20 protein-coding genes are annotated in these 24,834 nt (G+C 58.6%); 14 read left to right on the top strand and 6 right to left on the bottom strand.

Annotated features, from left to right (window positions below):
* Position 1: 1 nt before the first annotated feature.
* Positions 2–1,507 (top strand): dihydrolipoamide acetyltransferase family protein, encoded by a 1,506-nt coding sequence (locus QFZ36_RS07630; RefSeq protein WP_306635212.1) that lies wholly within the window; start codon positions 2–4, stop codon positions 1,505–1,507.
* Between the two features lie 97 nt (positions 1,508–1,604).
* Here QFZ36_RS07630 and QFZ36_RS20925 read toward each other — a convergent pair whose 3' ends face one another.
* A complete protein-coding gene (locus QFZ36_RS20925) occupies positions 1,605–2,210 on the bottom strand; it encodes a YdcF family protein (protein WP_373427026.1) in 606 nt (201 codons plus the stop codon).
* 190 nt (positions 2,211–2,400) lie between these two features.
* Here QFZ36_RS20925 and QFZ36_RS07625 point away from each other — a divergent pair, with 190 nt between their 5' ends.
* The 3 genes from QFZ36_RS07625 (at position 2,401) to QFZ36_RS07615 (ending at position 5,160) form a co-directional block, all read left to right on the top strand.
* Positions 2,401–3,024, top strand: a complete 624-nt coding sequence (locus QFZ36_RS07625; protein WP_306635210.1) for a sugar transferase — start codon at positions 2,401–2,403, stop codon at positions 3,022–3,024.
* Complete coding sequence (locus QFZ36_RS07620) at positions 3,024–3,620, top strand: acetyltransferase (protein ID WP_306635208.1); 597 nt, start codon at positions 3,024–3,026, stop codon at positions 3,618–3,620. Before QFZ36_RS07625 ends, QFZ36_RS07620 begins: the two co-directional genes overlap by 1 nt.
* 229 nt (positions 3,621–3,849) lie before the next feature.
* A complete protein-coding gene (locus QFZ36_RS07615; protein WP_306635206.1) occupies positions 3,850–5,160 on the top strand; it encodes a hypothetical protein in 1,311 nt (436 codons plus the stop codon).
* A gap of 79 nt (positions 5,161–5,239) precedes the next feature.
* Here the strand turns inward: QFZ36_RS07615 and QFZ36_RS07610 are convergent, their stop codons facing one another.
* The 3 genes from QFZ36_RS07610 to wecB all read right to left on the bottom strand — a co-directional run bounded on the left by QFZ36_RS07610 (position 5,240) and on the right by wecB (position 8,818).
* Positions 5,240–6,388 carry a glycosyltransferase family 4 protein gene (locus QFZ36_RS07610; protein WP_306635203.1) on the bottom strand — a complete coding sequence of 383 codons (1,149 nt, stop codon included), beginning with the start codon at positions 6,386–6,388 and terminating at the stop codon, positions 5,240–5,242.
* 75 nt (positions 6,389–6,463) lie between these two features.
* Positions 6,464–7,636: a hypothetical protein gene (locus QFZ36_RS07605; RefSeq protein WP_306635201.1), complete on the bottom strand. Its 1,173-nt coding sequence runs from the start codon at positions 7,634–7,636 to the stop codon at positions 6,464–6,466.
* A 36-nt stretch (positions 7,637–7,672) separates the two neighbouring features.
* Positions 7,673–8,818, bottom strand: coding sequence for a non-hydrolyzing UDP-N-acetylglucosamine 2-epimerase (gene wecB / locus QFZ36_RS07600; RefSeq protein ID WP_306635199.1), 1,146 nt, complete (start codon positions 8,816–8,818; stop codon positions 7,673–7,675).
* Between the two features lie 332 nt (positions 8,819–9,150).
* On the opposite strand from wecB, the gene QFZ36_RS07595 reads away from it, so the two are divergent.
* The 7 genes from QFZ36_RS07595 to QFZ36_RS07565 all read left to right on the top strand — a co-directional run bounded on the left by QFZ36_RS07595 (position 9,151) and on the right by QFZ36_RS07565 (position 18,127).
* Positions 9,151–10,482 (top strand): polysaccharide biosynthesis tyrosine autokinase, encoded by a 1,332-nt coding sequence (locus QFZ36_RS07595; RefSeq protein WP_306635197.1) that lies wholly within the window; start codon positions 9,151–9,153, stop codon positions 10,480–10,482.
* Between the two features lie 459 nt (positions 10,483–10,941).
* Complete coding sequence (locus QFZ36_RS07590) at positions 10,942–12,756, top strand: polysaccharide biosynthesis protein (RefSeq protein WP_306635195.1); 1,815 nt, start codon at positions 10,942–10,944, stop codon at positions 12,754–12,756.
* A 14-nt stretch (positions 12,757–12,770) separates the two neighbouring features.
* The gene (locus QFZ36_RS07585) at positions 12,771–13,877 is read left to right on the top strand and encodes a DegT/DnrJ/EryC1/StrS family aminotransferase (RefSeq protein WP_306635193.1); all 1,107 of its coding nucleotides are present in this window, start codon (positions 12,771–12,773) and stop codon (positions 13,875–13,877) included.
* Positions 13,878–13,885: 8 nt separating this feature from the next.
* Positions 13,886–14,971, top strand: a complete 1,086-nt coding sequence (locus QFZ36_RS07580) for an SDR family NAD(P)-dependent oxidoreductase (RefSeq protein WP_306635191.1) — start codon at positions 13,886–13,888, stop codon at positions 14,969–14,971.
* The gene (locus tag QFZ36_RS07575) at positions 14,968–16,065 is read left to right on the top strand and encodes a polysaccharide biosynthesis C-terminal domain-containing protein (protein ID WP_306635189.1); all 1,098 of its coding nucleotides are present in this window, start codon (positions 14,968–14,970) and stop codon (positions 16,063–16,065) included. Before QFZ36_RS07580 ends, QFZ36_RS07575 begins: the two co-directional genes overlap by 4 nt.
* Positions 16,066–16,173: 108 nt before the next feature.
* On the top strand, positions 16,174–16,812 hold the full coding sequence (locus QFZ36_RS07570; protein WP_306635187.1) for a sugar transferase: 639 nt from the start codon (positions 16,174–16,176) through the stop codon (positions 16,810–16,812).
* 70 nt (positions 16,813–16,882) lie between these two features.
* Complete coding sequence (locus QFZ36_RS07565) at positions 16,883–18,127, top strand: glycosyltransferase family 4 protein (RefSeq protein ID WP_306635185.1); 1,245 nt, start codon at positions 16,883–16,885, stop codon at positions 18,125–18,127.
* Here QFZ36_RS07565 and QFZ36_RS07560 read toward each other — a convergent pair.
* Both QFZ36_RS07560 and QFZ36_RS07555 read right to left on the bottom strand, forming a co-directional pair.
* Positions 18,124–19,089: a hypothetical protein gene (locus QFZ36_RS07560; protein ID WP_306635184.1), complete on the bottom strand. Its 966-nt coding sequence runs from the start codon at positions 19,087–19,089 to the stop codon at positions 18,124–18,126. The genes QFZ36_RS07565 and QFZ36_RS07560 overlap by 4 nt on opposite strands.
* Before the next feature lie 78 nt (positions 19,090–19,167).
* Positions 19,168–20,217, bottom strand: a complete 1,050-nt coding sequence (locus QFZ36_RS07555) for a GNAT family N-acetyltransferase (RefSeq protein ID WP_306635182.1) — start codon at positions 20,215–20,217, stop codon at positions 19,168–19,170.
* An 823-nt stretch (positions 20,218–21,040) separates the two neighbouring features.
* Between QFZ36_RS07555 and QFZ36_RS07550 the strand changes: the two genes are divergently transcribed.
* The 3 genes from QFZ36_RS07550 (at position 21,041) to QFZ36_RS07540 (ending at position 24,802) form a co-directional block, all read left to right on the top strand.
* On the top strand, positions 21,041–21,856 hold the full coding sequence (locus QFZ36_RS07550; protein WP_306635181.1) for an MBL fold metallo-hydrolase: 816 nt from the start codon (positions 21,041–21,043) through the stop codon (positions 21,854–21,856).
* Between the two features lie 959 nt (positions 21,857–22,815).
* The gene (locus tag QFZ36_RS07545) at positions 22,816–23,877 is read left to right on the top strand and encodes a family 16 glycosylhydrolase (protein ID WP_306635179.1); all 1,062 of its coding nucleotides are present in this window, start codon (positions 22,816–22,818) and stop codon (positions 23,875–23,877) included.
* An 82-nt stretch (positions 23,878–23,959) separates the two neighbouring features.
* Complete coding sequence (locus QFZ36_RS07540) at positions 23,960–24,802, top strand: SGNH/GDSL hydrolase family protein (RefSeq protein ID WP_306635177.1); 843 nt, start codon at positions 23,960–23,962, stop codon at positions 24,800–24,802.
* The last annotated feature ends 32 nt before the right edge of the window (positions 24,803–24,834 follow it).

Below are 24,834 nucleotides of genomic sequence, written 5' to 3'. Positions count from 1 at the left end.
CATGAGTGAAACACGTGTGTTTTTGTTGCCGGACCTGGGCGAGGGCCTCACCGAAGCCGAACTCGTTTCGTGGCACGTCTCCGTAGGGGACTCGATCTCCGTGGACCAGCCGATCGCCGAGGTGGAAACCGCGAAGTCCACGGTTGAGGTGCCGTCGCCGTATGCCGGGATTGTTGCGGAGCTGCACGGGCAGCCGGGGGAGACCCTGGACGTGGGCAAGCCGCTGATCTCGGTGGTTGAGCCTGTCGAAACCAAGCCTGTCGAAACCTCCGAACCGGAAACCAAGCCCGTCGAAACCGAACTCGGTGACCCGTTGGTTGAGCCTGTCGAAACCAAGCCTGTCGAAACCAAAGAAGCCGAAACCTACCGCGAGGAGGAGAAGGCCGGGTCCGGGAACGTCTTGATCGGTTATGGCACTCCGGGCGGTCAAGGTGTTGCCCGGCGTACCCGGGCTCCGAAAGCTTCTGTCTCGGTGGTTGAGCCGGTGGAAACTTCCGAGGTTTTGACAAGCTCAACTACCGGGGCTGACGACCTCTCCCTCCTGCGCACGCGGGTCCCGGGCAAGCTGGGCGCGGTGATTTCCCCTTTGGTCCGTCGGATGGCGCGGGAACATGGCGTCGACCTCGGCGAGCTCCCCGGCTCCGGCGAGGGAGGCCTGATCATGCGCAAGGACGTAGAGGCTGCTATCCTCCCCACCCGCCCCCTGACCTCGCACGCTCGGCCAGGGAACCCTGCGGTCGTGGCCCCAACGCCAAGTAACAACGTCGAGGCGCCGGAGGGTGGCGTGGATGCCCGCACCGGGCTGACCATATCCTCCCGGACACCGGTCACGGGAGTGCGCAAGGCCGTTGCCGCGAACATGACACGGAGCCGGTCGGAGATTCCGGAGGCGACTGTCTGGGTGGACGTCGACGCCACCGCCCTCGTGGAACTCCGTAAGGGACTTAAGGCAGGCAGCTCGGAGGTGCCGGGCCTGCTCGCATTCATCACCCGCTTTGTCACCGCGGGGCTGAAGAAGTACCCGCAGCTGAACACCCGGATCGAAACCGGGGCCGACGGGTCGCAGGAGATTGTCTCGTTCGATGGGATCAACCTGGGCATCGCTGCCCAGACCGACCGCGGGCTGGTAGTGCCCTCTGTCCGCTCGGCCGGGAAGCTGACCGCCCGCGAGCTGGACGCGGAGATCCGGCGCCTTACCGCCGTCGCGCGCGATGGCAAGGCAACGCCCACTGAACTCGGCAGCGGCACGTTTACTCTGAACAACTACGGGGTGTTCGGTGTGGATGGCTCCGCGGCGATCATCAACCACCCGGAAGTGGCGATTCTCGGCGTCGGCCGGATCATCGACAAGCCGTGGGTGGTCAACGGAGAGCTGGCCGTCCGCAAGGTCACCGAGCTGACGCTGACCTTCGACCACCGCGTGTGTGACGGCGGCACCGCCGCCGGCTTCCTGCGGTTCGTGGCGGACGCGATCGAAAAGCCCAGTACCCTCCTGGCCGACATCTGAGTCGCTACCGCCCGGAGGCGGGACGTACGACGGCGGCCGCGTGCTGCCGTCGTACGCCTTGCCATTGCCACTCGGGCACGTGCTGTGCTATTCCTGCTCAGCAACCCCAATCTACGGCTGCCTTCACTAATGCGGCGCTTTCATAGACGTACCTGTACGCCCAGTCAGTGAGGGACCGATCATTCCGTACAGCTGCCATGTACAGCTGCTTGGGGTAGCACCGCTCAATGAGGGTCCTGGAGCGTGCAACATGAAAGTCGTCTGTCACCACAGTGATACTTTGCCAAGCGTATTGTTCGCTCAACCTCTTGATAGCTTTGGCTTCGCCTTGGGTGGTAACCGGGTCCGGACTGAAACAGATGACCCGATAGGGGCGGTTCGCACTGCAAATGTCGGTGGGACTCTGGCCACTCACGTGCTCAGGTAGCGAAACAACGAGCGTTGTTGCATAGCCCTCCGACATGAGAATTTCGGCGTACTCCAAGCGGCCCGTGTCAATAGGAGGCGCCAGGACTACGATGGCATCCGACCGTTCAGGAGCGTCCACTGCTGGAACCACGTAGAGGAAAATTCCAACAATGACCCATGCAGCTACTAGAAGGATGCCGCAGATGATGGCATCGATCAGCTTTCGAATACGGTGATTGCGGACATCGTGACTGCCTCCAGGCGGAGGACTGTGCGAGGCCCTTTCGGACTCCATGATCCCTAGGATAGAACGAAGTGGTGGGCGTCGTCGCGGAACATTCTAGAGGAGGCTTGTTGGCCGTTGTTATCGGGTTTGGCTCTTCAACCGGGTTCATGAAGAACCTATAATTGGGGATCATCACGACTGGCGGTGCGAGAATCATGACTCTAATTGCTATCTCCGAGGAAGTTACTGAGGCCTTCACTTGTGGCTCGGGGCCCCAAACTTGAGTCGCTGGCTCGATGTCATTGGCGCTACGACGAGCCTGATCGTCGGAGCACCCATTATGGCTGCCGCTGCAATAGCGATCCACCTCACTGACGGGGGCCCGGCCCTCTACCGTCAAGAACGAATTGGAAAGGATGGCGAACCCTTCGAACTGCTGAAGCTCAGAACCATGAGCGTTGGCGCGGAGTACCGCGGGACTGGCATCGTGGTTTCTGAATCTGACCCCCGGATTACGAGACCGGGCCGTTTATTACGTGCGAGCAGCTTGGATGAGCTGCCGCAGATGTGGAATGTCTTGCGCGGAGAGATGTCCCTTGTTGGACCGCGCCCCACCGTTAAATCGCAGGTGGATCAGTACAACATCCATCAGCGGCGCCGTCTGGAGGTGCGGCCAGGGCTAACAGGTTGGGCGCAAGTTAACGGTCGCAACGCGTTACCGTGGGATCAGCGTATTGAACTGGACATCTGGTATGTCGACAACAAGTCAATTCCCCTTGATTTGCGGATCCTTGCGCTCACGCCGAAGGCCCTACTGATGCCAAGTGCTATCTACGGGCAGGGCGGCACAACACCCGACTTCGAATCGACCGAGGATGACTGATGCTTCACATCGTGGGTGCTGGAGGGCTTGGGAGGGAAACCTATGATGCCATCCTGGCGAGGGCGGCAGCGGACAGGCCACTGATCTGCTTTGTTGATGACAGCCTGGCAGGAAAGGTTATCCGTGGTCTGGAAGTGCAGCGTCCAGGTACTGTCACTTCTGGGGATTTTGTCGTGGGCATCGCAAGTACTTCAGTGCGGAAGGAATTTTCACTGGACTTTGAGCGGCGCGGCCTAACTGCCTACAACGTCATCCATCCGCGTTCCCTCATTGGCCCCGAATCTACAATTGGGCGCGGGTGTGTATTTTTGGCGCATTGCCACGTCTCCTCGAGTGTGACGGTGGGTAACCACGTTCAGGTTTACTACAACGCCACGGTCGGGCACGACGCCGTCCTGGAGGACTACGTCACGGTTTTGCCGGGCGCTAACATATCCGGGTCCGTGACCCTTGAGGAAGGCGTAACAGTCGGGTCCGGGGCCGTGGTCATCCAAGGCTTGCGAGTTGGCGCCGGGTCTTTTATCGGTGCTGGGTCTGTCGTGACTAGGGATGTCCCTGCCGGCCATATCGTCAAGGGCGTCCCCGGCCGCTGGTGACAACCTTGCTGGCCACCCGCGATGCCATGTCTTGTTTGGACGGATTTCGGGTAACTCTTTTTCGTTTCGGGAGTGACTTCCACCAGCTTTTGATAAGCCTTACTAAATCTCGACCAGCAATGACATCTCCGGATAGATGGGAGCGCAATCACCGACCTAAGTAGCGCTTTCCGCGTATGTTGCACTAGCGAGTTGATTTCAGCCTTGTCCGTCATGTACGTTTCGACTTGTGAGGCGCTTTTTTTCCCCGTTCGCCATTCTTTGGCTGGGTCTCGGCGTCGGGCTGAATTTCATCGAGCAAGACACCATTGCAGCCGTCGCCGTGTCCGTCGCTGGCATAGCGCACTCCTCTGTGGGATTCATCACCCACGGCGGACGCCGGATCTCCGCCCCGGGAGTCTACATGCTAGGCACGGGCCTTTTTGGGTACTATTCCACGCTTTACCTCATTGTCAACCCGGTCTTTGGCCCCCTGCCCTACCTGCTGGCCGCGGTAAACATCTTGTTCTTCGGGCAGGTCCTCAACTATTACCTGTCCTGGAAGCCCAGAGATCGGGACACCCCGCCGCAGTGTGACGACGTTGATCCACGGATAGCATCATGGGGGAAGTGGCTGGGACTTTTTGTCGCGGCTGCCGGCGTAGTACTGAGCGCGCGCGGTTTCACCGAACCGCCGCTGGCTGAAGCTGCGGCATTCGTGGGCATTATCCTCTACGGTGTAGCCGCCTTCCGTGACCCCAGCCGCAACGGCTTGGTCTCGTATCTGATTTTCGGGGCCGCCGTCCTCGCCTACATGACATACGTCTTCACGGGGTTTGGGCGTCTAAACCTTGGGGCGCTGGGCATAGCTGTGGTTACCACTGTGGCGCAACGTTGGCGTGGCCGCCTGATGAAGATCGGCCTGATTGTGATCCTCGGCCCTGCACTCATGTACCTGGCGCAGAACCGGGCAAACTTTGCGGCATCTCTTAACCCAAGCGGGCAAAAGGAAACAGGGCTGGAATCGGTTGTCGGCCCCATGATGCGCTTTTCGCAGCTGATCGGCATGGAGTGGGCGGGTAATTTGCCCCACACCTGGGGATCTTCCTTCTCCACGAGCGCCGTAGCGCTTGTCCCCCGAGCGATTTGGCCCGACAAGCCCATCGGTTTCGGAGCGGAGCTAGCCACGCTGTTCGCTCCGGAGCTCGCGGGAACCGGGCACTCGGAAGCCGCCCTGTTTGCCGGTGAATGGCTGTTCAACTTCGGGATTATTGGAGTGTTAGCATCTATACCCTTGATAGGGTTTGCGGTGAATTGGCTGGATACGAAATGGACGGCCGCGGAAGCTCTTCCCATGACCGAACGCCGACATCTGCTCAAAGCCGTTGCACTAACGATTCTCTCGGCAGGCTTGCTTGACCTCGTGTGGGGTGGGTCGTTCACCTATGCCTCACGCGAGGGGTCGCGTCTGCTGATAATCCTGATATTGTTCGCTGTTCTGGCACTGGACAAGCGTGCGCGTGAAAAGAAGTTACGGCCAGCGCTCCCGCTTCCACCTTAAATTCAATGTCGAAGCGGCGGCAGGCAACGGTTATAGCGATTCAGCCATGTGATTCCTCGCCCGTTCGCTGGCCCGTGTCCTATGGGGATATGTGTTTCTGCAGCAACGTGAAGAAATGTGGATCCGATGAATTGGATTTCCATTGCTCGTAAGCTTTCCCAGCGGCGAGCCGTCGTTCGAAACGCTCCGTATCAGAAAGCCGGGCATAGGATTCTACCGCCCGCGCCCATCCGGCTGCTGTGTTCTCAGTAACCACATCACCCCCACCCGCTGTCAGCACCTGTGTCCAGGGGGTAACATCTGCGCACAGGACCGGACAGCTCACAGACAATGCCTCAGCGATAACGTGCCCAAAGTTTTCCCCCCGTGTCGGACTCAACAGGACATCATAGGCAGCCAGAGTCCCGCGCACCTCGTTGGGATCTTTCGCCCCCAGGAAGTTGATGCGGACGTTGGCCGGCGCAGCGGCCGCGGCAGCATGGCACTGCTCGGAGTAGTCGACGTCCTCCGCCGGGCCGATAATGTCCAACAGCACAGGCTCGCCGACGCGTTGCAGTCCCTCCAACAGGGTGAGGACGCCTTTCATAGGCGAAATCCGAGACAGGCTCACCGCCCGCAAGATTCCAGGTTCCGGACGTGTTTTGGGCGGGGCGGCAGCAGAGGGGAGTAACGTATCATCCTCCCGAACAAGGATCCGTGCACTAACGCCGACCGCGGCGCGGATGTCGTGTTCTTCGTTGGCTGTGGAAGCGTGCCACAAAACCCTTTTGTGGAGCCGCAGCGACCGGAACACGAATATGTATGCGCGCTTCTTGGTCCCCTTGATACTCAAAGCCCCGGTGCTGAACTCACCCCGAGGTGCGATGACGAAGATATTTGGAAGGAAGAATTTGGCCATGAAAAGGAATTGCGGAAGTATCGAATACCTGGCGTCGAAAAAACTGTTTACGTAAACAACGTCCGGCTGCCAAGACCTCACCGCGCACATCCCTCGAAAAAGAGAAGTCCAGGAACGGGCATTGCAGTAAAACACCCTTGATCCTTCATGCTCCACCCACCGCTCCCCGATGACATTCATCGGTTCGCTGCATCCGAGATCCGTGTTTCCCGTCACCACTGCCGTGTCGAAGGTTGGGGGAGCTCCTCGAACCATCGCCGCCAACGTCCGTATCGGCCCTCCCCCTAGGAAAGCTGGAGTAAAAAACGAGGTAAAAACAACTATTTTCATGTGGACTCCCTGCAATACGAAAATGAGTGGAATTGGGTGGTGCCGCCGAGGGTACGCTCGGCAAGAAACTGCTGCTTATCTCCATTGCTTATGCAGCTGGTGCAGGGATAGCCACAGCGCAGCCGTGTTAGCGATGGTCACGAACAAGAAAGCGCCGGCGGCTCCCAGCGCTCCCCCAAGCGCAGCTCCTACCAGAACCAACGGAATACGGGAAAATGCTGTCAAAGTATTGATGCTTGCCAGTCGCCCGGCCGCCCAGATGCTTCTGTGGGCAGCAAGGGGAGCACATCCCAAGGCAACGAAAATGGAATCGCATGCCACCACAATCAACAGTGGGGCAGAGTCTTCCCAAGCTGCTCCCAGAAGCATGCCGCCGAAGTTGTAACCAATAAGCACCAAACCGGCCACTAACACAAGATTTGCCCATGTGATCCCTGCCGAGCTCTTGACCACTGCCCTCATTGACACGGCTCCTTCCTCAGGTGCTGTGCGAGCAAAGGATGTAATGAGCAATGGCTGAAGGGTGGACGTAATGAGGTTTGCAGGCCCGACGATTGTGCTGGCGCCTCGTATTGCCCCCACGAGTATCGGCCCAGCTACGCCCGCCAGAAGAAACGTCAGTACGTGGACGGAACCGGCGCCCATGAGGGATTGAAGGCCGAAGCCCAAACTGGCCCTTAGTTCGGCCGGGCTGCCAGCCCACGTAGGGGTCAGCTTGAAAACTTGTTTCAGCGACACGAGATAGCCAACCACGGCCCCACAACCAGCCCAGACAGCCATCAAACCAACAGGGCCGATTCTCCCCGTGATTGCCAGTACGGAGGCAATCAAGAACACTGTGAACAGGATCGAGTCCTGCGCGATGGCCATTTTCCCGTTACCCAAGCTAAGGCTCAAAGTCTTTGAATAGTCATAGAGGCAAATACCATGGACCGCGCATCCTAGGATGGCCATGTATGGATAGCTGAATATCAAGCCCACCAGAAGGACGGGTACTGCCAAAACAATCCCCATTAGGGAAATGCGTCCGGCCGTAGTTCTGATTCTTCCGGCAGTGGGAAGGGTTGCGCTGAGTGTGTTCGCTCCTGCATCCCGCACGATGAGCTGTATCAGAAGATAGGCTGCAAAGGCTACACCGAACATGCCCAAATCATCGCTTCCGCCTAATCGTGCAATCATGACGGACAAGAGGAGGCTCATGATGCTGAACAGGCCATTAGCAATCAGAGCCTTGACTACCCTGAGCATTTGCTTCCAATCGAGCGAGAAATTCCTAGAACTTTTTTAAGGTGTTTCGCGGATCCCCGCTCGGGCCGCATGGCTGTGAACAGTTGAACGGATAAAGTTTACGGTTCTGCGCGACGCGTCCTGAATCTGGTATTCATTAGGAACTGAAGGGAAACCGTCTTCGTCGATCTGCTGCAACGTCATCCGAACCGAGTCAATAATCTCGTTAGCGCGCAGCCCAGTCGTAATGATCCCGCCAGTGTCTACCGACTCCGGCCGTTCTATGAAGTCCCGCAGAGTCACTGCTGGAAATTGCAGCATCAGGGATTCTTCGCTTATGGTCCCACTGTCTGAAAGAACAAGCTTTGCTGACTTTTGCAGCCGGACGTAGTCATTGAATCCGAACGGCGGATGAAACCCCAGGCCCGCTTTAAGTTCATCGGGTTGCTCGGCAAGCCTTTGTCGCGTACGGGGATGGGTTGAGATCAAGACTGGAATGCCAAAGGTATCGACAAGCCTGTTCAGCGCGTGCAACACTTGGCCCAAACGCTGGCTATTGTCCACGTTCTCTTCACGGTGCAGGCTGACTAGGAAATATTCGTCCGGGCGGAGCCCTTCGCGCTCGAGGACGTCGCTGGCTTCGATCGCAGCCATATTGGCATCAAGAACCTCGCGCATCGGAGACCCTGTCAAAAGAATGCGGGAGGGATGGATGCCCTCAGCCAGCAGATTTCGACGTGCATGCTCTGTGTAAACGAGGTTGTAGTCTGCTACGTGATCGACCAGCCGTCGATTGACTTCCTCCGGAACGTTCTCATCGAAGCACCTGTTGCCTGCTTCCATGTGATAAACGGGGATCTTCATTCGCCGTGCCATCACAGCGGAGATGCAGCTATTTGTGTCGCCAAGCACCACCATTGCATCGGGTTTCTCTTCCAGGAGGACCTTTTCCACGGAGGAGAGGATGGATCCGAGAACTGCACCGAGCGATCTGGTGTCGGCAGCGAGAAAGTGATCAGGTTTGGGTAGAGCCAAGTCCTCGAAAAAGATCTCGTTCAGCTCATAGTCGTAGTTTTGTCCGGTATGCACCAAGACATGGTTGGTGTACTTATCAAGACGCTTGATTGTGGCGGCGAGCCTGATAATCTCGGGACGCGTCCCAACAACTGTCATGATTTTCAGCTTGCCCTTTAAGGCCTCCATACGTTCTCCGCAACGGTGTTGGAATTCCGTCAGCCTGTTAGCTGGCTATCAGTAAACCACGTAGGCGCTCGCCGCGGACCCCTTCCAGCGGCACTGGCTTCGGTGGCAGGTCCTTCCTCGTCCTGGGCGGCTTGTCCACTTGACGCCCTGCGTAAGTCTTTTTGACTCCACTAATACTCGAATACTTGATGATCTTCCTTGCCATGCCTGAGCGTGGCTCAGCGCGTGGGTGGTCCCAGGTAAAATGACATGTTTTAATCGAGGCCAGTGCGTGAGCATCTAAAGGGTTTGATTGATGTGCTGCTTTGGTGGCGGAAAATGCTGGTGAACTCATGGAATTAGAAGACTACGTGCGTGTCCTCAGGCAACGGTGGATTGCCATCCTCGCACTCACCCTCTTGGGACTGCTAGCAGCCGCTGGTTATACGTTCCTGCAGACTCCTCAGTTTCGAGCAACAAGCAAACTTTTTGTCACTGTAGAAGCGGGTTCTTCCGCAGCTGACGCATCCGCGGGCATCTCATTCGCGGAGAAGCGCGTCTCGTCGTATGTGAGTTTGGCAACAAGCCCCAGGGTGCTCCAGGCCGTCGACAAGGAACTGGTTTTGGATGGAGGAGTGCAAGCGCTCGCAACCAAGGTCGCAGCCTCCACTCCACCGCAAACCGCACTTATAGACGTATCTGCCACTGACCCTGACCCTCAGGTGGCTGCCAAGATCGCCAATTCAACCGCCAAGCAGCTCATAACCGCCGTAAACGACATCGAAGCCGTGAAGTTTGTCCGTCTGAGTGTTTTCGAGGAAGCAGCAGTCCCAGGTACCCCTTCGTCACCAACGGTGCCTCTCAATCTTGTCCTAGGAGCGCTGTTCGGACTCCTTGCGGGAGCCGGGTACGCATACCTTCGCGAGATACTTGATACCCACGTTCGAAGCCGCTCCGACGTGGAGCGGATTGCCAAGGCGAGTGTTCTTGGGAGTTTCAAAGCAGATGCAAGTGCAAAAAATGAACTGGTGGTTGATTCTGGAGGCCGTCTTGGTCAGCGTGCTGAGAGCTTCCGCCAGCTACGGACACATTTGCATTTCACCAACTTGGACGGTGGCGCACAGACAGTAGTTGTCTCGTCGTCAATTCCCCGGGAGGGCAAGACATTTATAGCCACGAACCTCGCGATCGTGTTAGCTGAGAACGGGACCAAGGTGCTGTTAGTGGACGCCGACCTGCGACATCCAAAGATTGCCGAGTACCTGCGCATCGATCGTTCGGTTGGACTGTCCGATGTGCTATCGCACACTGTTGCATTGGAGGACGCCATCGAGAAATGGGGGCCCGATGAAGCGCTCCACGTTCTTACTTCCGGAAGCGTGGCGCCGAACCCGAGTAACCTCTTAGGCTCTCCGAGCATGGAAAAGCTCATGGCTCGGTTTGAGACCGACTACGAGGTCATAGTTATCGATGCGCCACCACTCCTGCCGGTCACCGATCCCGCGGTGTTAGGTTCGATGGCCAGCGGAGTAGTTCTAGTGGTCGGTGCGGACGGAAGGACAACGAGTGCGGATCTTTCCGAAGCCATTTCGAACTTGACGGCTGTCAATGCTCGTTTGCTGGGCCTAGTACTCAACAAGGTTGACAAAGGTTCCCGTCGCCACTCGCATTCTGATCATGCCTAGGAGTTCGAGAAGTCAGGCAGAGGCGGACGAATGAGCTCCAAGCAGTTTTTTCTGGACCAATGAGCGCTTCCCCGCGCCAGTAGAAGCCATGAGTAGCAGGAGTTCCTACTGGCGGCGTTCCGCCTCGGAGTGCTGGAGTCCCACTAGGGAATTCTGCCACTGTCAACGCGAGAGCCACCCCTTGAGTAACAGGGCAGGTAGTGGATGTTCAAAAATAGAGTAGCCCCTACTGTGGTTTCCTCCCATCACTAGATTTAGCGTTTCAACATTAGTTCCGTCAGGCGGGAACCCACCTACGAGCTGAGCCCTATTTCTGTTGGCGCGTGTGACGGTATGAAGCGCCGTCCGAGCGACTCTCCTCGATGGCAGCCCATGACCGGACATTTCGGCGGCGTTCCGCACCCAAATCTTGCTCGCAGTGTGAAATTAGCACAACAACGAGTCCAAAAAACTGTCCAAATGACACGTACAGATCTCCGGCCAAAGCCAGGGCAAATATTTCGATGGCGAGAATACCTTGTTGACGCCGGAATCTGGACAATAGCCTTACCCATCGCCACCCTGATTCGGATGGATTTCGATGCTACGGCGATATCCCCCTTGGTGGTGGCCGTTGCGGTGCTTCTGGCCGTCACTCTGCAGGCCCTGTCGGGATGGGCCTTTGGCCTTTACCGCTACCTTCACCCGTATGGCTCCCGGTACGACGCTGTAAACCTCATGTTGGTGGTTGGTAGCGTTGGCCTGGTTCTGACGGTTGGCAGGCTCTTGGTTCCCGCTTCTGACGATTTTCCTCGCAGCTCCCCTTTGATCGGACTGCTTGTGGCTTTTGTGCTGATGGCCGGCGCGCGTCTAGTACATCGGACATATTGCGATCGACGTCTCCGTCCAGGGGAGTCGGCAACTCCCACCCTTGTGTACGGGGCAGGTCACCTGGGGCAGCACGTGATCCAGCAGATGAATAGGGACAGGTATTCGCCTTTTCGTCCTGTTGGAATCATCGACGACGATCCCAGACTCCGGAATTTCCATCTGGAAGGCGTCCCCGTGCTGGGAGGCCGCGACCAGTTGGCGCAGGTAGCACATGACACGGGCGCTGAAGTCTTGATTTTCGCCATTGCGCGGGCAGAGGCTGAACTACTGCGGCAGGTTTCCGACGATGCGGATGCCGCCGGTCTTCGGCTCTTGGTCCTGCCCCTGCTCGCAGACATCCTAGAAGGCCATACCCGACTCAATGACTTGCGGGACGTGTCAATTTCCGACCTCATTGGCCGCCACGCCGTTGACACTGAGCTGGACTCGATCGCAGGCTTCATTACGAACAAGCGCATCCTGGTGACAGGCGCAGGCGGATCGATAGGATCTGAGCTTTGCCGGGAAGTTATGCGGTTTTCGCCCGCTGAAGTCATCATGCTCGACCGTGATGAGACAGGCCTGCAAGGAACACAAATTTCGATTTCGGGTCACGGACTGCTCGATACGGAGGAAGTAGTACTTGCTGACATTCGCGATGAGAAGACCATTCAGGACATATTTTTAAAGCGGCGGCCTGAGGTTGTGTTCCACGCCGCTGCGTTGAAACATCTTCCAATGCTTGAGCAATACCCGAACGAAGCTTGGCAGACCAACGTTCTTGGAACGCTTAATGTCCTGCGCGCAGCGAGGGCGGCGGATGTCGAAACTTTTGTCAACATATCCACTGACAAGGCAGCGAATCCAACAAGCGTTTTAGGTTACTCCAAGCGACTGGGCGAAAGACTTACTGCCTGGTTTGCCGCCGATACAAAGAAGACCTATTTGTCGGTGCGGTTTGGCAACGTCATCGGCAGCCGCGGCTCAATGTTGCCTACCTTCAGGTTGCAAATCGAGGCGGGGGGTCCGCTCACCCTGACCCACCCGGAGGTGACCCGGTATTTCATGACCATTCCAGAGGCCTGCCAGCTGGTTGTACAGGCAGGAGCGATCGGTTGTCCAGGGGAGGCCCTGATTTTGGACATGGGAGAACCCGTCCGAATCATGGACGTGGCCCAACGGATGATCGCGAAGTCGGGCCGCAAAATCAGCATCTCCATCACCGGGCTTCGCCAGGGGGAGAAGCTGCACGAGGAACTTGTAGGGGCGGGGGAAACAGATGAACGCCCGATTCATCCGAAGATCAGCCATACAGGCGTGCCACCTTTGTCCCCCAGTGAGCTCCTGCTGAATCACTGGGGTCCAGCGAACTCCCAGGTGCGAAACGGACTGCAGGCTGCCCAGAGCTTGGAGAGCCTGCAATGAGCACCAGGATTTACATGTCATCACCCGACGTTGGGGGTTTGGAAGAAAAGTTTGTACTGGATGCACTTCGGTCTGGGTGGGTGGCACCGCTGGGTCCCGATGTGGATGAATTTGAGGTCGAAGTATCAGAAAGGGTAGGTGCCGCCTACGGGGTGGCCCTGGCGTCGGGAACAGCGGCACTTCATTTGGCGCTGCTAAGCCATGGTATTGGCGCTGACGACATAGTGCTGACCTCGACGATGACTTTCGCAGCAACTGCAAATGCCATCTGCTACACGGGAGCGCACCCCTACTTCATTGACAGTGATGCTTCAGGCAACATCAGCACGGCCTTGTTGGAGGAAGCGGCAGAGAAGCTCGTAGCTGAATCTCGTCCAGCGAAAGCGATCCTGCCGGTGGATTTGCTGGGAAAGGTGTGCGATTTCAGTGAAATCAACCGCATCGCCGAGCGGTTCGGAATGGTGGTTATTGCCGACGCGGCAGAATCATTGGGCGCCACCCGCGAAGGTAAAGCGGCCGGCTCGTTCGGGGATACAGCCATTCTGTCCTTCAACGGAAACAAGATCATGACAACGTCCGGCGGGGGAATGCTCCTGACCGGAGACGGCGCCATTGCTGCGCGCACGCGATATCTGGCCACCCAGGCAAGGGAGCCTGTCGCCCACTACGAACACACTGACATTGGCTACAACTACCGAATGAGCAATCTCTTGGCCGCCATGGGCCGTGCGCAACTCTTGCGCTTGGATGAGATGCTTTCCAAGCGCCGTTACCATCGCGACAACTATCGTGAGTTTTTCGCGGCCGTAGATGGTGTGGAGATTTTCGGTGCTCGTGACGACCACGAGGATAATTGTTGGCTGACCTCGGTGATAGTGGACCCTCGGTCGGCCGGGTTTACCGCCCAAGATCTGGCCGTGCACATGGCTGCAGGGAACATTGAGAGCCGCCCGCTCTGGAAGCCAATGCACCTTCAACCCGTCTTCTCCGGCGCGGAATGTCTTATTGACGGTACGGCAGAGCGATTTTTCAAGACGGGTCTCGCTCTTCCCTCGGGTTCTGCTTTGACCACCGAGGAGTTTTCGCGCGTTATTGGCCAAATTTGCTCATTCCTGGCTTAAGAAAACTGATGCTCACACTGGAAACGGAAGGCCCTACTGTGGATAACTCTCCATACGCTGGAAAACGGATTGTAATTACTGGTGGAACAGGTTCATTTGGCCATACAGTTGCAAAGAAGCTGCTTGAGAACGGAGCTGAGCAGGTCCGAATCCTGAGCCGTGACGAGGCAAAACAAGACGCCATGCGGCATGAGTTGCCTGATTCGCGGCTGAAGTTCTATGTCGGCGATGTGCGTGACTTTGACAGCGTAGACCGCGCCACTAAGTCCGCCGATTACCTGTTTCATGCAGCCGCGTTGAAGCAGGTTCCCTCCTGCGAGTTTTTCCCAATGGAAGCTGTTAGAACAAATATAACCGGCAGCGAGAATGTCGTTCGCGCCGCCGAAAAGAACGGCATAGCGTCGGTTGTATGCCTGAGTACGGACAAGGCGGTTTATCCTGTCAATGCGATGGGGATGAGTAAAGCAATGATGGAAAAAGTCGCGCAGTCTCATGGATTGAATAATCCGGACGCCGGGACCATCGTCTCCTGCGTGCGGTACGGAAATGTTATGTACTCCCGCGGCTCAGTAATACCGCTATTCATAGACCAACTTAAGGCGGGTAAGCCGCTAACCGTTACCAACCCCAAGATGACGCGGTTTCTGATGTCGCTTGCCGACTCTGTCAGTCTCGTTGAATTCGCTTTTACACATGCCCAACAAGGTGACCTCTTTGTCAAAAAGGCGCCCGCCTCCACAATAGCTGACCTGGCTCAGGCAGTCGCAAATTTGTTCGCTTCGGAAAGTGACGTTGAGGTTATCGGTACACGCCACGCTGAAAAGCTCTCGGAAGCGTTGGCTACTCGGGAAGAGCTCACGAGGGCGCAGGACATGGGCGATTACTTCAAGGTGCCGGCTGACAAGCGGGACATGAATTACAGCAAGTACTTTGATTCAGGTGACATCGCGCAAGCCTTCTATTCTGACTACGACTCGCATACAGTTGAGCGGTTGACCGTTAACCAAATCGAGGAGTTGCTGCTTACCCTCCCTGAAGTACGAAGGGAACTGGCACTGGCAGGGAAAACCTCCCGCATCGATTCGCTCTTATGAAGATCGCACTCACGGGGGCGGGTGGTTTCCTTGGCTTGCACACTCGCGCGGCTGCCCTCAGTATGGGGTATGGGCTCGAGCCGATCGGCTTGGGCTCGAAACTCCATCGGCAACGGGCTATGGCTGTCGTGGGCGGGAGCGACCGCCTCATTCATCTCGCTGGCGTGAATCGCGGTTCAGATCGAGAGGTCCATGATGGGAACCTCGAGTTTGCAACGCAACTGGCCGATATTTTGTGTTGCGTTCCCTCTCCGCCGTCGCATATCGTGTACGCCAACTCCGTGCAGGCCGGCAACTCTTCTGTTTACGGGCAGTCAAAGGCGGAGGCGGCGGTCATCCTGCGGGCCGCAGCTGAATCTGTTGGCGCGAGCTTCACCGACGTTTTACTTCCCAACCTATTCGGCGAACACGGGCGGCCGTTTTATAACTCCGTGGTGGCAACTTTCTGCCATTTGCTTAGCGCGGAACAGAGCGCCGAAATACTGGATGACAGGGACCTGGTTCTTCTGCATGCACAAGATGCCGCTGATATCCTCCTTGGGATCGTTCCAATGGAGGATATGAAGTCCTTCACGGTCTCGCGGACGGTCTCAGCCGTTCTGGCTCAGCTTCAAGACATCGCATATATATATCGCAAAGGAGATATCCCGGCGCTGGAATCGAACTTCGACTTGGGGCTGTTTAATACCTATCGATCTTTTCGATTGCAGCAGCCCCGGAAACTGCCATTTGCTTTGGACAGACGTACGGATGCCAGAGGCAGTTTCTTCGAAGTGTGCCGCTCCCAGGGCGGAGAGGGACAAACGTCTTTTTCAACGACCGTCTCCGGCTTCACCCGCGGCCAGCACTTCCACCGCAGGAAGGTTGAAAGATTTGTTGTACTGTCCGGTGAGGCAGAAATCGCGATGCGATGTCTGTTCAGTCACAGCGTTCTCCGTTTCGCAGTGCATGGTTCAGAACCTGTGGCGATAGACATGCCAACGCTTTGGACGCACAATATTAAGAACACTGGTAGCACTGACCTATCTACGATGTTCTGGACAAACGACCTTTATGATCCCAAGCGACCGGATACGTTTTCGAGTTTCGTTTAGGAGAACTATCGTGTCTGTCGATCCAATCTCGAGGAGGACATACTGTATGGCATGCTTTCGTGCACTTCTGGTAGTGCGATCCTTCCGGCATTCAGGACGTAAATAAGGATGGATCATGATGCTCGAACTTACTTGGCGAAACGCGCCGTCCTGGAGAAGGCTGTAGCGGCCTTGCTGCTTGTTGTTCTCTCGCCGATCTTCGCATTGATCGCGATTCTTATAGCGGTGCTGATGGGGCGGCCGATTCTGTTTCGGCAACAACGGGTGGGCCAGTACGGCAGAGTTTTTTGGATCCTCAAATTCCGCACCCTGGTCAACGATGCGGAAGAAATCGGTGGCGGATGCATTCCTGCAGACCTGAATCTCGTGCCGCCGCTGGGCGAGAAATTGCGCCGGTACAGTTTGGATGAGCTTCCCCAACTGGTGAACATAGTTCGCGGGGACATGAGCTTCGTGGGGCCCCGTCCGGCGCTGCCCGAGCAGTACGCACGCTATACCGCGGAGCAGGCTCAACGGGTATTGGTGCCCCAGGGGCTCACGGGATTGGCTCAGCTAGCCTACCGCGCTGAAGCGCCGTGGAGTCTCCGTATTGAGAAGGACCTGGAATACGTTTCCAATGCAGGCCCTCTGTTGGACCTCGGAATCCTCATTGCCACTGCTTTCAAAGTCCTTCGGGCCGACGGCGTTGTAGAGACACTATCTCCTGCAGAGGTTGATGACTTTGGCCCCAAGCGCGATGCCGGGTAAATGATTTGGCCGCCATCCCAGCGGCCATTCGTTATTTAGAGCGATGATTATTCAGGCGGAGGAGGTCTCGATGAAGATAGGTATTTTGACCCAGTGGTTCCACCCTGAGCCGGCTCTAATTCCCACGTCGCTGGCGCAATATTTCGGTGCCGAGGGCCATGATGTAAAAGTATTGACGGGATTTCCAAACTACCCTGCCGGCAAGGTTTATCCCGGGTATCGCCAGCGCTGGAGGCAGCTGGATGATGGCCCCGGCTTTCGGACTTTGCGAGTTCCACAATATGTAAGTCATGACACGAGCGGATTGCGCCGGATGGTGTCATTTGTGACGTTCGCCAGCATGTCCTTGCTGCATGCACGCTGGTTTCGCGACCGCCAAATCATTTACGTGTACGCGACTCCCATGAGCGTTTGTGCAACCGTGCTGTACCTTCGGTGGGTGCACCGTATTCCCTATGTCCTGCACATTCAGGATTTATGGCCTGAATCGGTGCTCGACTCTGGGATGGTCAAGCCGGCGTTCCTTCGCAAGCCAGTGAACGTAGTGCTCCACGCTTTGCTGAAAGTCGTCTATGGAAACGCTGCGCACATTGTAGCGATCGCGCCCTCCATGGCTTCGACTCTCCAACAGCGGGGAGTGCCACCCCGCGCTGTTTCAGTTTTGTATAACTGGGGTGCTGAGCGCTCAGCGCCTGATCCTGCTGAGGTTGCCGAGTTCCGCAACCGTGTGTCTTCGCCTGACCGTTGGCTCATAGCCTACGCAGGTAATGTCGGCAAGATGCAGGACGTTGAAACCATCGTCACCGCTGCTGCGTCACTGGGCGTTGAATCCGGTATGGATTTTATCATCGTTGGTGACGGCGCTTCTTTGGATGAGGTGCAGGCGTTGGCCAATTCCCTGTCCGTAGACAACGTCACTTTTCTTGGCAGGGTTCCGTTCGCCGACATGGCCGCTGTTTATGCCGCCGCCGATTTCCAGCTTGTAACACTGCTGGACAGGCCCGTGTTTCGTGGGACGATCCCCTCAAAAGTTGGAGAGTCATTAGCGGCGGGTGTCCCTATTATCACAACGGTCCTCGGTGATGTGGCTGCAATGTGCGTGGAAGGCGGCTTTGGCTGGGTCAGTGCGCCCGAGAACCCTCAAGCTTTAGCGGCGGCATGCCGTCAGGCTGTTGCTGCCGGCCGCCATGAGAAGCAAACCATGGCAGCGGCAGCACGGAACTATTACGACTCCCGCCTGTCAATGAAGGCTGGACTGGAAGCCATGCATCAGATTCTTGAGAGGGCAGCCAGGAACGACGTGCCTGACCGCTAATCTTCATTTCCCGTGGTTTGTGGCCCGAGCGCAGCACGCTGCTGAATTACCTGGTTGCGTCCCCCGAGGACGACCCCCTGTGTGAGCAGCCACGCCAGCCGCGGTCGCAGGAGGATGGACCGGAACGGGTACGGCAATCCCGGGTAGCCGAAACTGACGTAGAACCTCGTCGATGCACCAGCTCGACGAGCGACCTCCAGCGCCCGCCGGATGGGCATGCCCAGAAGCAGTTCCACCTCAGGTGGGCTCCCTAAAGCGGCGGCGCGCTTGAGCGTGTGCTCCAGCAGGACGACGTCGTGGGTCGCCACGGCGAAGCGCACGTCGAGTCTTACAAGTCGTTCGACCAAACCGAGAAAAGATGAGCGCAGTGTATCCTCAACGCTCAACCTGTTGCGGGCCACGGCGTCCGGCCACTGCCCCTTAACCACACGAACCGAGAGACCGCATTCGGACGCCATGACCGCGTCCTCGGCGCTCCGCCGCCAGCGCGTGGGCAGGGCCACTCCGACGGAGGCTCCCTCGCTATGAGCCATGCGGGCCAAATCCAGGGTCCGGTCGGCCTCGGCAGGCGAATGAGCATCGAAGACTAACCTGACATGCCGTTCCGCAGCCAGCACCGCCAGGCGGCGGACCACGTCCGCGTCGAACCCGACACGTGCCGCCTTCAGGGACACGGCGGCACCATTTCCATAGGCGCCGGATTGCCCAAGGGCATCGAGCGTGGCGAACTCCTCTGCGGTCACCTCCGCGGACGACTCACCTTGGCGCGGCCAGTAACCCAGCGTCACCTCCGACCCGGCGGCCACGAGGCGCCCGGCAATGGCGAGCGCCGCGGGCCGCTCACGTCCAGCGAGGTATGCGGACCCTGCCCGCGAGTAAACAGGTCCGAGCGCCCGCACACCAACAGCGTAGATGGCGCGACGACTGAGCGGAATCCTGGTGTGAATCCTGTTCGTGGACATGAAGTCCTTCCGACTCCAGGCGCTGGACGTGGCGCACGCAAGCCTACTCCTGCGGCAACACAGACGGGTGGACCATTTTCAGTGGGGCCGACGCCATGGAGGGAAGAACCCGTCAGTCGCATCTGAGCCCGCGAGCTCCCGGTACCGGTCACGGTCGTGGACCAACTTAGCGACCTGAAACTGGCGCGGTCTGCTTTGAGGATCAAAGCGCTGCTTAAAAGCGTAGAGCGGCGAGGTTCTGCTGCCGCCCACCCCACCGCCCAGGTGAAAGCCGGTGAGTCCATGGGTTTGTCCCCATTCCGCGGCTGCCAGGTAGCACGCGGCGGAGGCGCCTACGGCCCGCGCGACGTCGTCCCCGGCGGAGAGGTGGGCATGCAGCCAGGGGTCCGACACGAAACACAAGAGCGCGCTGATCACACGGTCGGCCAACCGCGCCTCCACCAACAGCGGTGCCAGCAGCTGGTCATCGACGACCAACGCCTGCCAGTAGGCCTTGGGGAAGAGGAAGAAGTTCGCTGCCTGCTGGCGCTGCATCGTGGCGTCGTACAGCTCCTGGACGTGCTCAAGGTCCGACGGGCGGGATGTCACGGTTATGGTGACGCCGGCTCGCTCTGCCTTCCGCACCGACCTGCGCTGGTCGGAGTGCAAGCCTTGCCGCAGGTCCCGGCCGGGGGACAGATCCCACGCCACCGTGGATGAGGCGTCAACCAACTCAGCCGTGGAGGGCACGAGCCGGCCGTTGTCGAGCAACGGGTTCAACCTGAGGAATGTGCACACGACCCCCTGTTCCTCAGCCCACCCATTGAGGGCCTCGCCGAAAGCGCACAAGTCCGGGGTTCCCCGACTGATGGGGCCGCCATAGCCGTACGCGCTGGTGGCGTCCCATCCTGCATCGTCGGGGAGGGGACGCAACAGCAGCGGAAGGGCCACTTCACCGGCCCCGTCGCCGAAAGCGAGCAGGACCGGCCGGGTGCCCTCGGGCTCGAGCAGGGCTGAAGCCCGGTGGTATGCGGCACAGCTGTAGGTATCGGTGATGCCCAGACGGGTGATATGCGCGTCCCACTCCGCGTCGCCTACGACGCGGATCCGCTCTTTCTTATTCGCGGTCACAAGCGGCGCTTGATCCATGAGGAAAGCATAGCCTCCGGCCATCATTGTCGTCTCAGTACGCCATGTCTTTGGGCGCTGGCCCCTCTGGCAGCGGCCAGGGCAGCGCGGGCACTTCGTACTTCGCGATGGCCGCCTTGGCCTGCTGGTAGCGGGATTCGCTTGACATGAGCATGTCCTGCTCCATAGCGGAACCCAAACAACCCGCTTACCTTTAGCTCTGACATTGTTGCGTCATTGAAGAACCCGGCTATGCCGGCGTCGTATAGGGCTAGGAGATGCTGAACCAATCGGTGTTTAAGGCGTGCCTGCTGGACTTGCCGGGCTGGTCGTTAAGACTGGAGTCAGGCAGGGAAGTGAGGACGCGCAACGAAGGGTATTTGGACGTAGGGGCCGGCCTTCTTCCGGCACCTCTGAATTCACCCATACCCAGTATCCCTGTTCAAATCGGGCTGACCAGCGGTGCAGTTACAATTTCGGCCCGTTCTAAACACATCTACTCCCGCCTAGCTGCCCCACCCAGCCCCAATACCAAGCTTGCGGGTCCACCGGTAACTCGTCATCGGATTTGAACCCGAGATCTTTGGCGCCAACTGCTACGGAGCCGATAGGGCCCAGGAAATCGCAGAAATGATCGTTTTGCTCCTGCGTGTACCTTCGCCTGCCGGACAATTTTCCGGCTTATGCGGCACGGTCGTTGTACTCCCGGAACTACGCGTGTTGCAACGACCACTAGAACCCAGCCGTGCCACCAATGTTCTGCCTCCCGGGAACCCCAAGGGCCGGTGGGTACAATCGACGCCTAGACAGACGAACACTGATTTGCTGGAGGTACGGAGAAACAATGTCGGAATGGCTCGAAGTCGGCGCGAACAACCATGTGCTTGTCACCGAAGGATCGCTGCTGAATACCGGACTGATAGTGGGATCCGAGCGGGCCATGGTAATCGACACAGGCTGCGGCCCACGGCAGGGGCGGGAGATCCTGGACGCGGTGCGGGAGAGGACCCAACTCCCGCTCGTCGTCGTCAACACCCACGCCCATTACGACCACTTTTTCGGCAACGCCGTGTTTGCGGAAGCTGGCGTCACCGAATTTTGGGCGCACCAGAACTGCGCCACCGAAATTGAAGAACGTGGGGACCTCCAGCGCCGCTTCGTGGGGACCCTGGAACCGGAGATGTCCACGGGTGAAGGCGAGAACGTGGAGCTTGTGGTCCCCAACGCCATCGTGAAGGACCAGCCTGTGCTGGTGGACCTGGGCGGGCTGACCGCCACCCTGTTTTACCTGGGCCGCGGCCACACGGACGGTGACCTGCTGGTGGGCACCCCCACCACTCTTTACGTGGGTGACCTCGTGGAGCAGGGCGCCCACCCGTCCTTCGAAGACTCGTACCCGCAGGAATGGGCGGACGCGCTCCGGCACATCTCAGCGCTGCGCCACCGCTACGAGTTCCTGATCCCCGGACACGGGAGGCCGTGCAGCGACCAGTTCGTCAGTACCATGGCGAACACCATGACCACGGCGGTACGCCAGGCACAGCGTTCCATCCGCGAGGCACCAAGTGACGCAACCAAGGCCATCCCGGTGCTGCCCTATGGGCCGGAACAGTCGCGCTGGTTCATCAAGCGGCTCCAGGAGACCCGCCGGGAGCACTAGCTGTGCTGTTCAGGTCAGTGCACCTGGGAGGGGCTCATGTTTGTCCAGCTGAAGCGGAGGACGCTAAGCCAAGTATGCGAGTATGCAAAGACAAGTACCGCATTACGCTGGTGCCAGAGGCTGGCGCTGTCTAGTATCGTACGACAGCACAGGGTGCCCAGCTAGCACGGCCGCCAGGCCATAGAGGCCAAACGAGGGCGGCCCATTTTCGCCGTAAGCGGCGTCATTTTATTGATTGACGTAGACATAGTGGTCTACGTCTTCACACGCTAGGGAAGATCATGCATGTAACTCTGCCGGATGCAGAGGGCCAAGACTCAGCTTGCCCTCATCAGTTCGTGGGCAGCTGCGCTATGTGCAGCTCTCGGAATGGTATCAACGTTGAGTCTGAGACGGACCTGAGGGCCGGCCAGAACGAAGGGGACTGGCGCGAGCTTGTTTGAGCTGAGCTGGCCGGGATGGCGGCCGCCCGGCCGCCATCTGACCCCAGATATACGCCGGCCGGCGCCAGGGCCATGAGTTGCGGACGGTGGACATATCCATCATGGCTCTTAATAAGATCGCGCTCGTCGTCCATGAGCCCAATTGTGCTGGCACGCCCATCACCCTCCACGGCCGGGGATGAGGAGGGTTTGGCAGCGGCCGTGCGGGTGCCGCAGGTGCCGACACTCCGTATCTTGATGACGGGCCTCCCCAGGCAGGTTCAAAGCAGGTACCGCAAGTAGTCGCACGAAGGTAGGACACCGAAACATGAGTACCTTGTACTCATGACCAGCTGCTGCGTCCCTCATAGGGTGTAGCGAATAGGGGGATGCGGGCGCCGCACACCGTTCTTGCTCGAGGTCCCTGCCGGACCATGCATGGGAGGACAATGTGCAGGACACCTTCGCAGCTCCCTACCCGGGTTGTTGGACCTCCGCGGTAAAATGCAGTAACTCCTCTTGGATGGAGTGACACCTTTGGAGAAAATTCAGCACCGCGCGCGGACCCGCCTCCTCGTCTTGATGGTAGTTTTGTCCGCCCTCGCATTCGCCATGATCGGCGTTGCCGCAGTATCAGCTCCGGACCCAAGTGTTCAAGCGGAAGGCCGGGATCCGACGAACCCGGTTTCCAGTTCTGCACAGCCAACTACGGTTCCCACCGCCGAAGCCTTGCCGGCAGCTCCCTCTTCGGAGGCCACGTCAGCGGCTCCCACCCTGGATGCCCTACCGGCCGCTCCCGCGCCAGAGGCTTTGCCCGCCGCCCCTGCCATCGAGGCCGTACCGGCTGCTCCTGTTTCCGAGGCACTGCCGGTGGGCGACCTGCCTGGCTGGCGGCAGGTCTTCACAGAGGACTTCACCGCGGGAGATGTCCCTATCGGAGGTTTCCCCGGCCCCGCCTACGGCGCACGATGGAGTGCGAATTACTTCGATGGCACACCGGATACCGCTGCACAACAGGTTCCAAAGGGCGAGAGAAAGTCCGGGTATTACCCGTCAAAAGTCCTGAGTGTTCATGATGGCGTCCTGGACATGTTCCTGCACAGTGAAAACGGCGTAGCCATGGGCGCAGCACCGTCTCCCATTTTTGGGGGTGCCGTTCAACGGCCCTGGAACAGCCTGACGTACGGGCGCTACTCTGTGCGCTTCAAAGCCGATGCCCTGGCAGGATTCAAACTGGCGTGGCTGCTGTGGCCCGACAGCAAGCAGTGGCCTTTGGACGGGGAGATCGACTTTCCAGAGGGAGACCTGTCGAGGGTCATCTACGCTGCGGTGCATGGAATCGAGGGCGGCATCCACACGGACGACGTCTTCCGTCCCAACGTTCCCTTTGGCGCCTGGCACACAGCCACCACCGAGTGGAGGCCCGACGGCATCGAATTTTTCCTGGATGGGAAATCCATCGGTATTTCCACAAAATACACGCCGGCCAAGCCCATGCACTACATCCTGCAGACCGAATCCTGCTCGCCGATCTGTCCGCTGCCCGAAACCAGCGGCCATGTTCAGCTTGACTGGGTAGCCGTCTGGGCAAAGGGATAGCGGCGGGCCGTTCTCCATCCGCGATGACGGATGGAGGACGGGAACTTATTGCTGATACCGGGGCCGCCGGTATGATGTGCCGGTGACGAGGAACGGCGGGCGCCCCAGCATCGGGAAGCAGGAATGGGTCAAATACGGTGCGCTTTTCCTGCTGGCAGTGGTCGCCGTCGGAGTAGCAGCAATTGCCCTGTTGAATCCCGGCGGCGCCGGCCAAGCTGTCAATCCTGCACCGGCAAGCCGGACGACAGCCAGGGCTACGGCCACGGCTACTGCGTCCCTGAACCCCACACCCACGGCTTCTGCAACTGCAACTGCCCAACAGTTGGGCATAGAGCTGCCCGCCCAGCCCGTTCTGCTCATTCTTGGTGATTCGTACACTGCCGGCTATGGTGCAGCGCAGCCGGACCAGAGCTGGGCGTACCTCGTTGCCGGGCAACTCGGGTACCCCACCGACATCGACGGCGTACCCGGAACCGGATTCGCATGGGGCGGCGGGTCGCAGGACGAGCTGGGTGGTGAGTACGAAGTCCGGTTGCGGAACATCGCCGCCAACCCCGCCTTCGTGCCCAACGTCCTCATTCTTCAAGGCGGACAGAACGACTCACGGATCGCGAACCCGGAAGAAGTTACTGCTGCCACTTCACAGACTATTGAGGCAGCCCGCAGGTTCTGGCCGGGCATCCAGGTTGTGGTGCTTGGGCCGTCGGCGCCGCAGCCCCTCGCGGAGGAACTGCGCGGGGTGAACAGCGCCGTCCGGGCTGGTGCCGCGGCTGCCAGCGCTCCTTATGTTGACGCCGTCGAGGCGGGCTGGTTCACGAGTGCCAACAGCCAAGAGTTCGACTCCGACGGCGCGCACCCCAACACCGCCGGGCATGCTTACCTTGCTGAGAAGTTCCTGGAGACCTGGGCCAGCTTGACGCAATAGAGGAACCATTCAAGGGACGCCAGGGGGCGGGA

The organism is Pseudarthrobacter siccitolerans (assembly GCF_030823375.1).
GTDB classification, from domain to species: domain Bacteria; phylum Actinomycetota; class Actinomycetes; order Actinomycetales; family Micrococcaceae; genus Arthrobacter; species Arthrobacter siccitolerans_A.
Note: the sequence above shows the minus strand (reverse complement) of the source record. Positions and strands in the feature narration are given on the sequence as shown.

Coding starts and splice junctions, on each gene's coding strand:
- QFZ36_RS07630 (WP_306635212.1), top strand. CDS start 2: ATGAGTGAAACACGTGTGTTTTTGTTGCCGGACCTGGGCGAGGGCCTC.
- QFZ36_RS20925 (WP_373427026.1), bottom strand. CDS start 2,210: ATGGAGTCCGAAAGGGCCTCGCACAGTCCTCCGCCTGGAGGCAGTCAC.
- QFZ36_RS07620 (WP_306635208.1), top strand. CDS start 3,024: ATGCTTCACATCGTGGGTGCTGGAGGGCTTGGGAGGGAAACCTATGAT.
- QFZ36_RS07610 (WP_306635203.1), bottom strand. CDS start 6,388: ATGAAAATAGTTGTTTTTACCTCGTTTTTTACTCCAGCTTTCCTAGGG.
- QFZ36_RS07605 (WP_306635201.1), bottom strand. CDS start 7,636: ATGCTCAGGGTAGTCAAGGCTCTGATTGCTAATGGCCTGTTCAGCATC.
- wecB (WP_306635199.1), bottom strand. CDS start 8,818: ATGGAGGCCTTAAAGGGCAAGCTGAAAATCATGACAGTTGTTGGGACG.
- QFZ36_RS07595 (WP_306635197.1), top strand. CDS start 9,151: ATGGAATTAGAAGACTACGTGCGTGTCCTCAGGCAACGGTGGATTGCC.
- QFZ36_RS07590 (WP_306635195.1), top strand. CDS start 10,942: ATGACACGTACAGATCTCCGGCCAAAGCCAGGGCAAATATTTCGATGG.
- QFZ36_RS07585 (WP_306635193.1), top strand. CDS start 12,771: ATGTCATCACCCGACGTTGGGGGTTTGGAAGAAAAGTTTGTACTGGAT.
- QFZ36_RS07580 (WP_306635191.1), top strand. CDS start 13,886: ATGCTCACACTGGAAACGGAAGGCCCTACTGTGGATAACTCTCCATAC.
- QFZ36_RS07575 (WP_306635189.1), top strand. CDS start 14,968: ATGAAGATCGCACTCACGGGGGCGGGTGGTTTCCTTGGCTTGCACACT.
- QFZ36_RS07570 (WP_306635187.1), top strand. CDS start 16,174: ATGGATCATGATGCTCGAACTTACTTGGCGAAACGCGCCGTCCTGGAG.
- QFZ36_RS07565 (WP_306635185.1), top strand. CDS start 16,883: ATGAAGATAGGTATTTTGACCCAGTGGTTCCACCCTGAGCCGGCTCTA.
- QFZ36_RS07560 (WP_306635184.1), bottom strand. CDS start 19,089: ATGTCCACGAACAGGATTCACACCAGGATTCCGCTCAGTCGTCGCGCC.
- QFZ36_RS07555 (WP_306635182.1), bottom strand. CDS start 20,217: ATGGATCAAGCGCCGCTTGTGACCGCGAATAAGAAAGAGCGGATCCGC.
- QFZ36_RS07550 (WP_306635181.1), top strand. CDS start 21,041: ATGTCGGAATGGCTCGAAGTCGGCGCGAACAACCATGTGCTTGTCACC.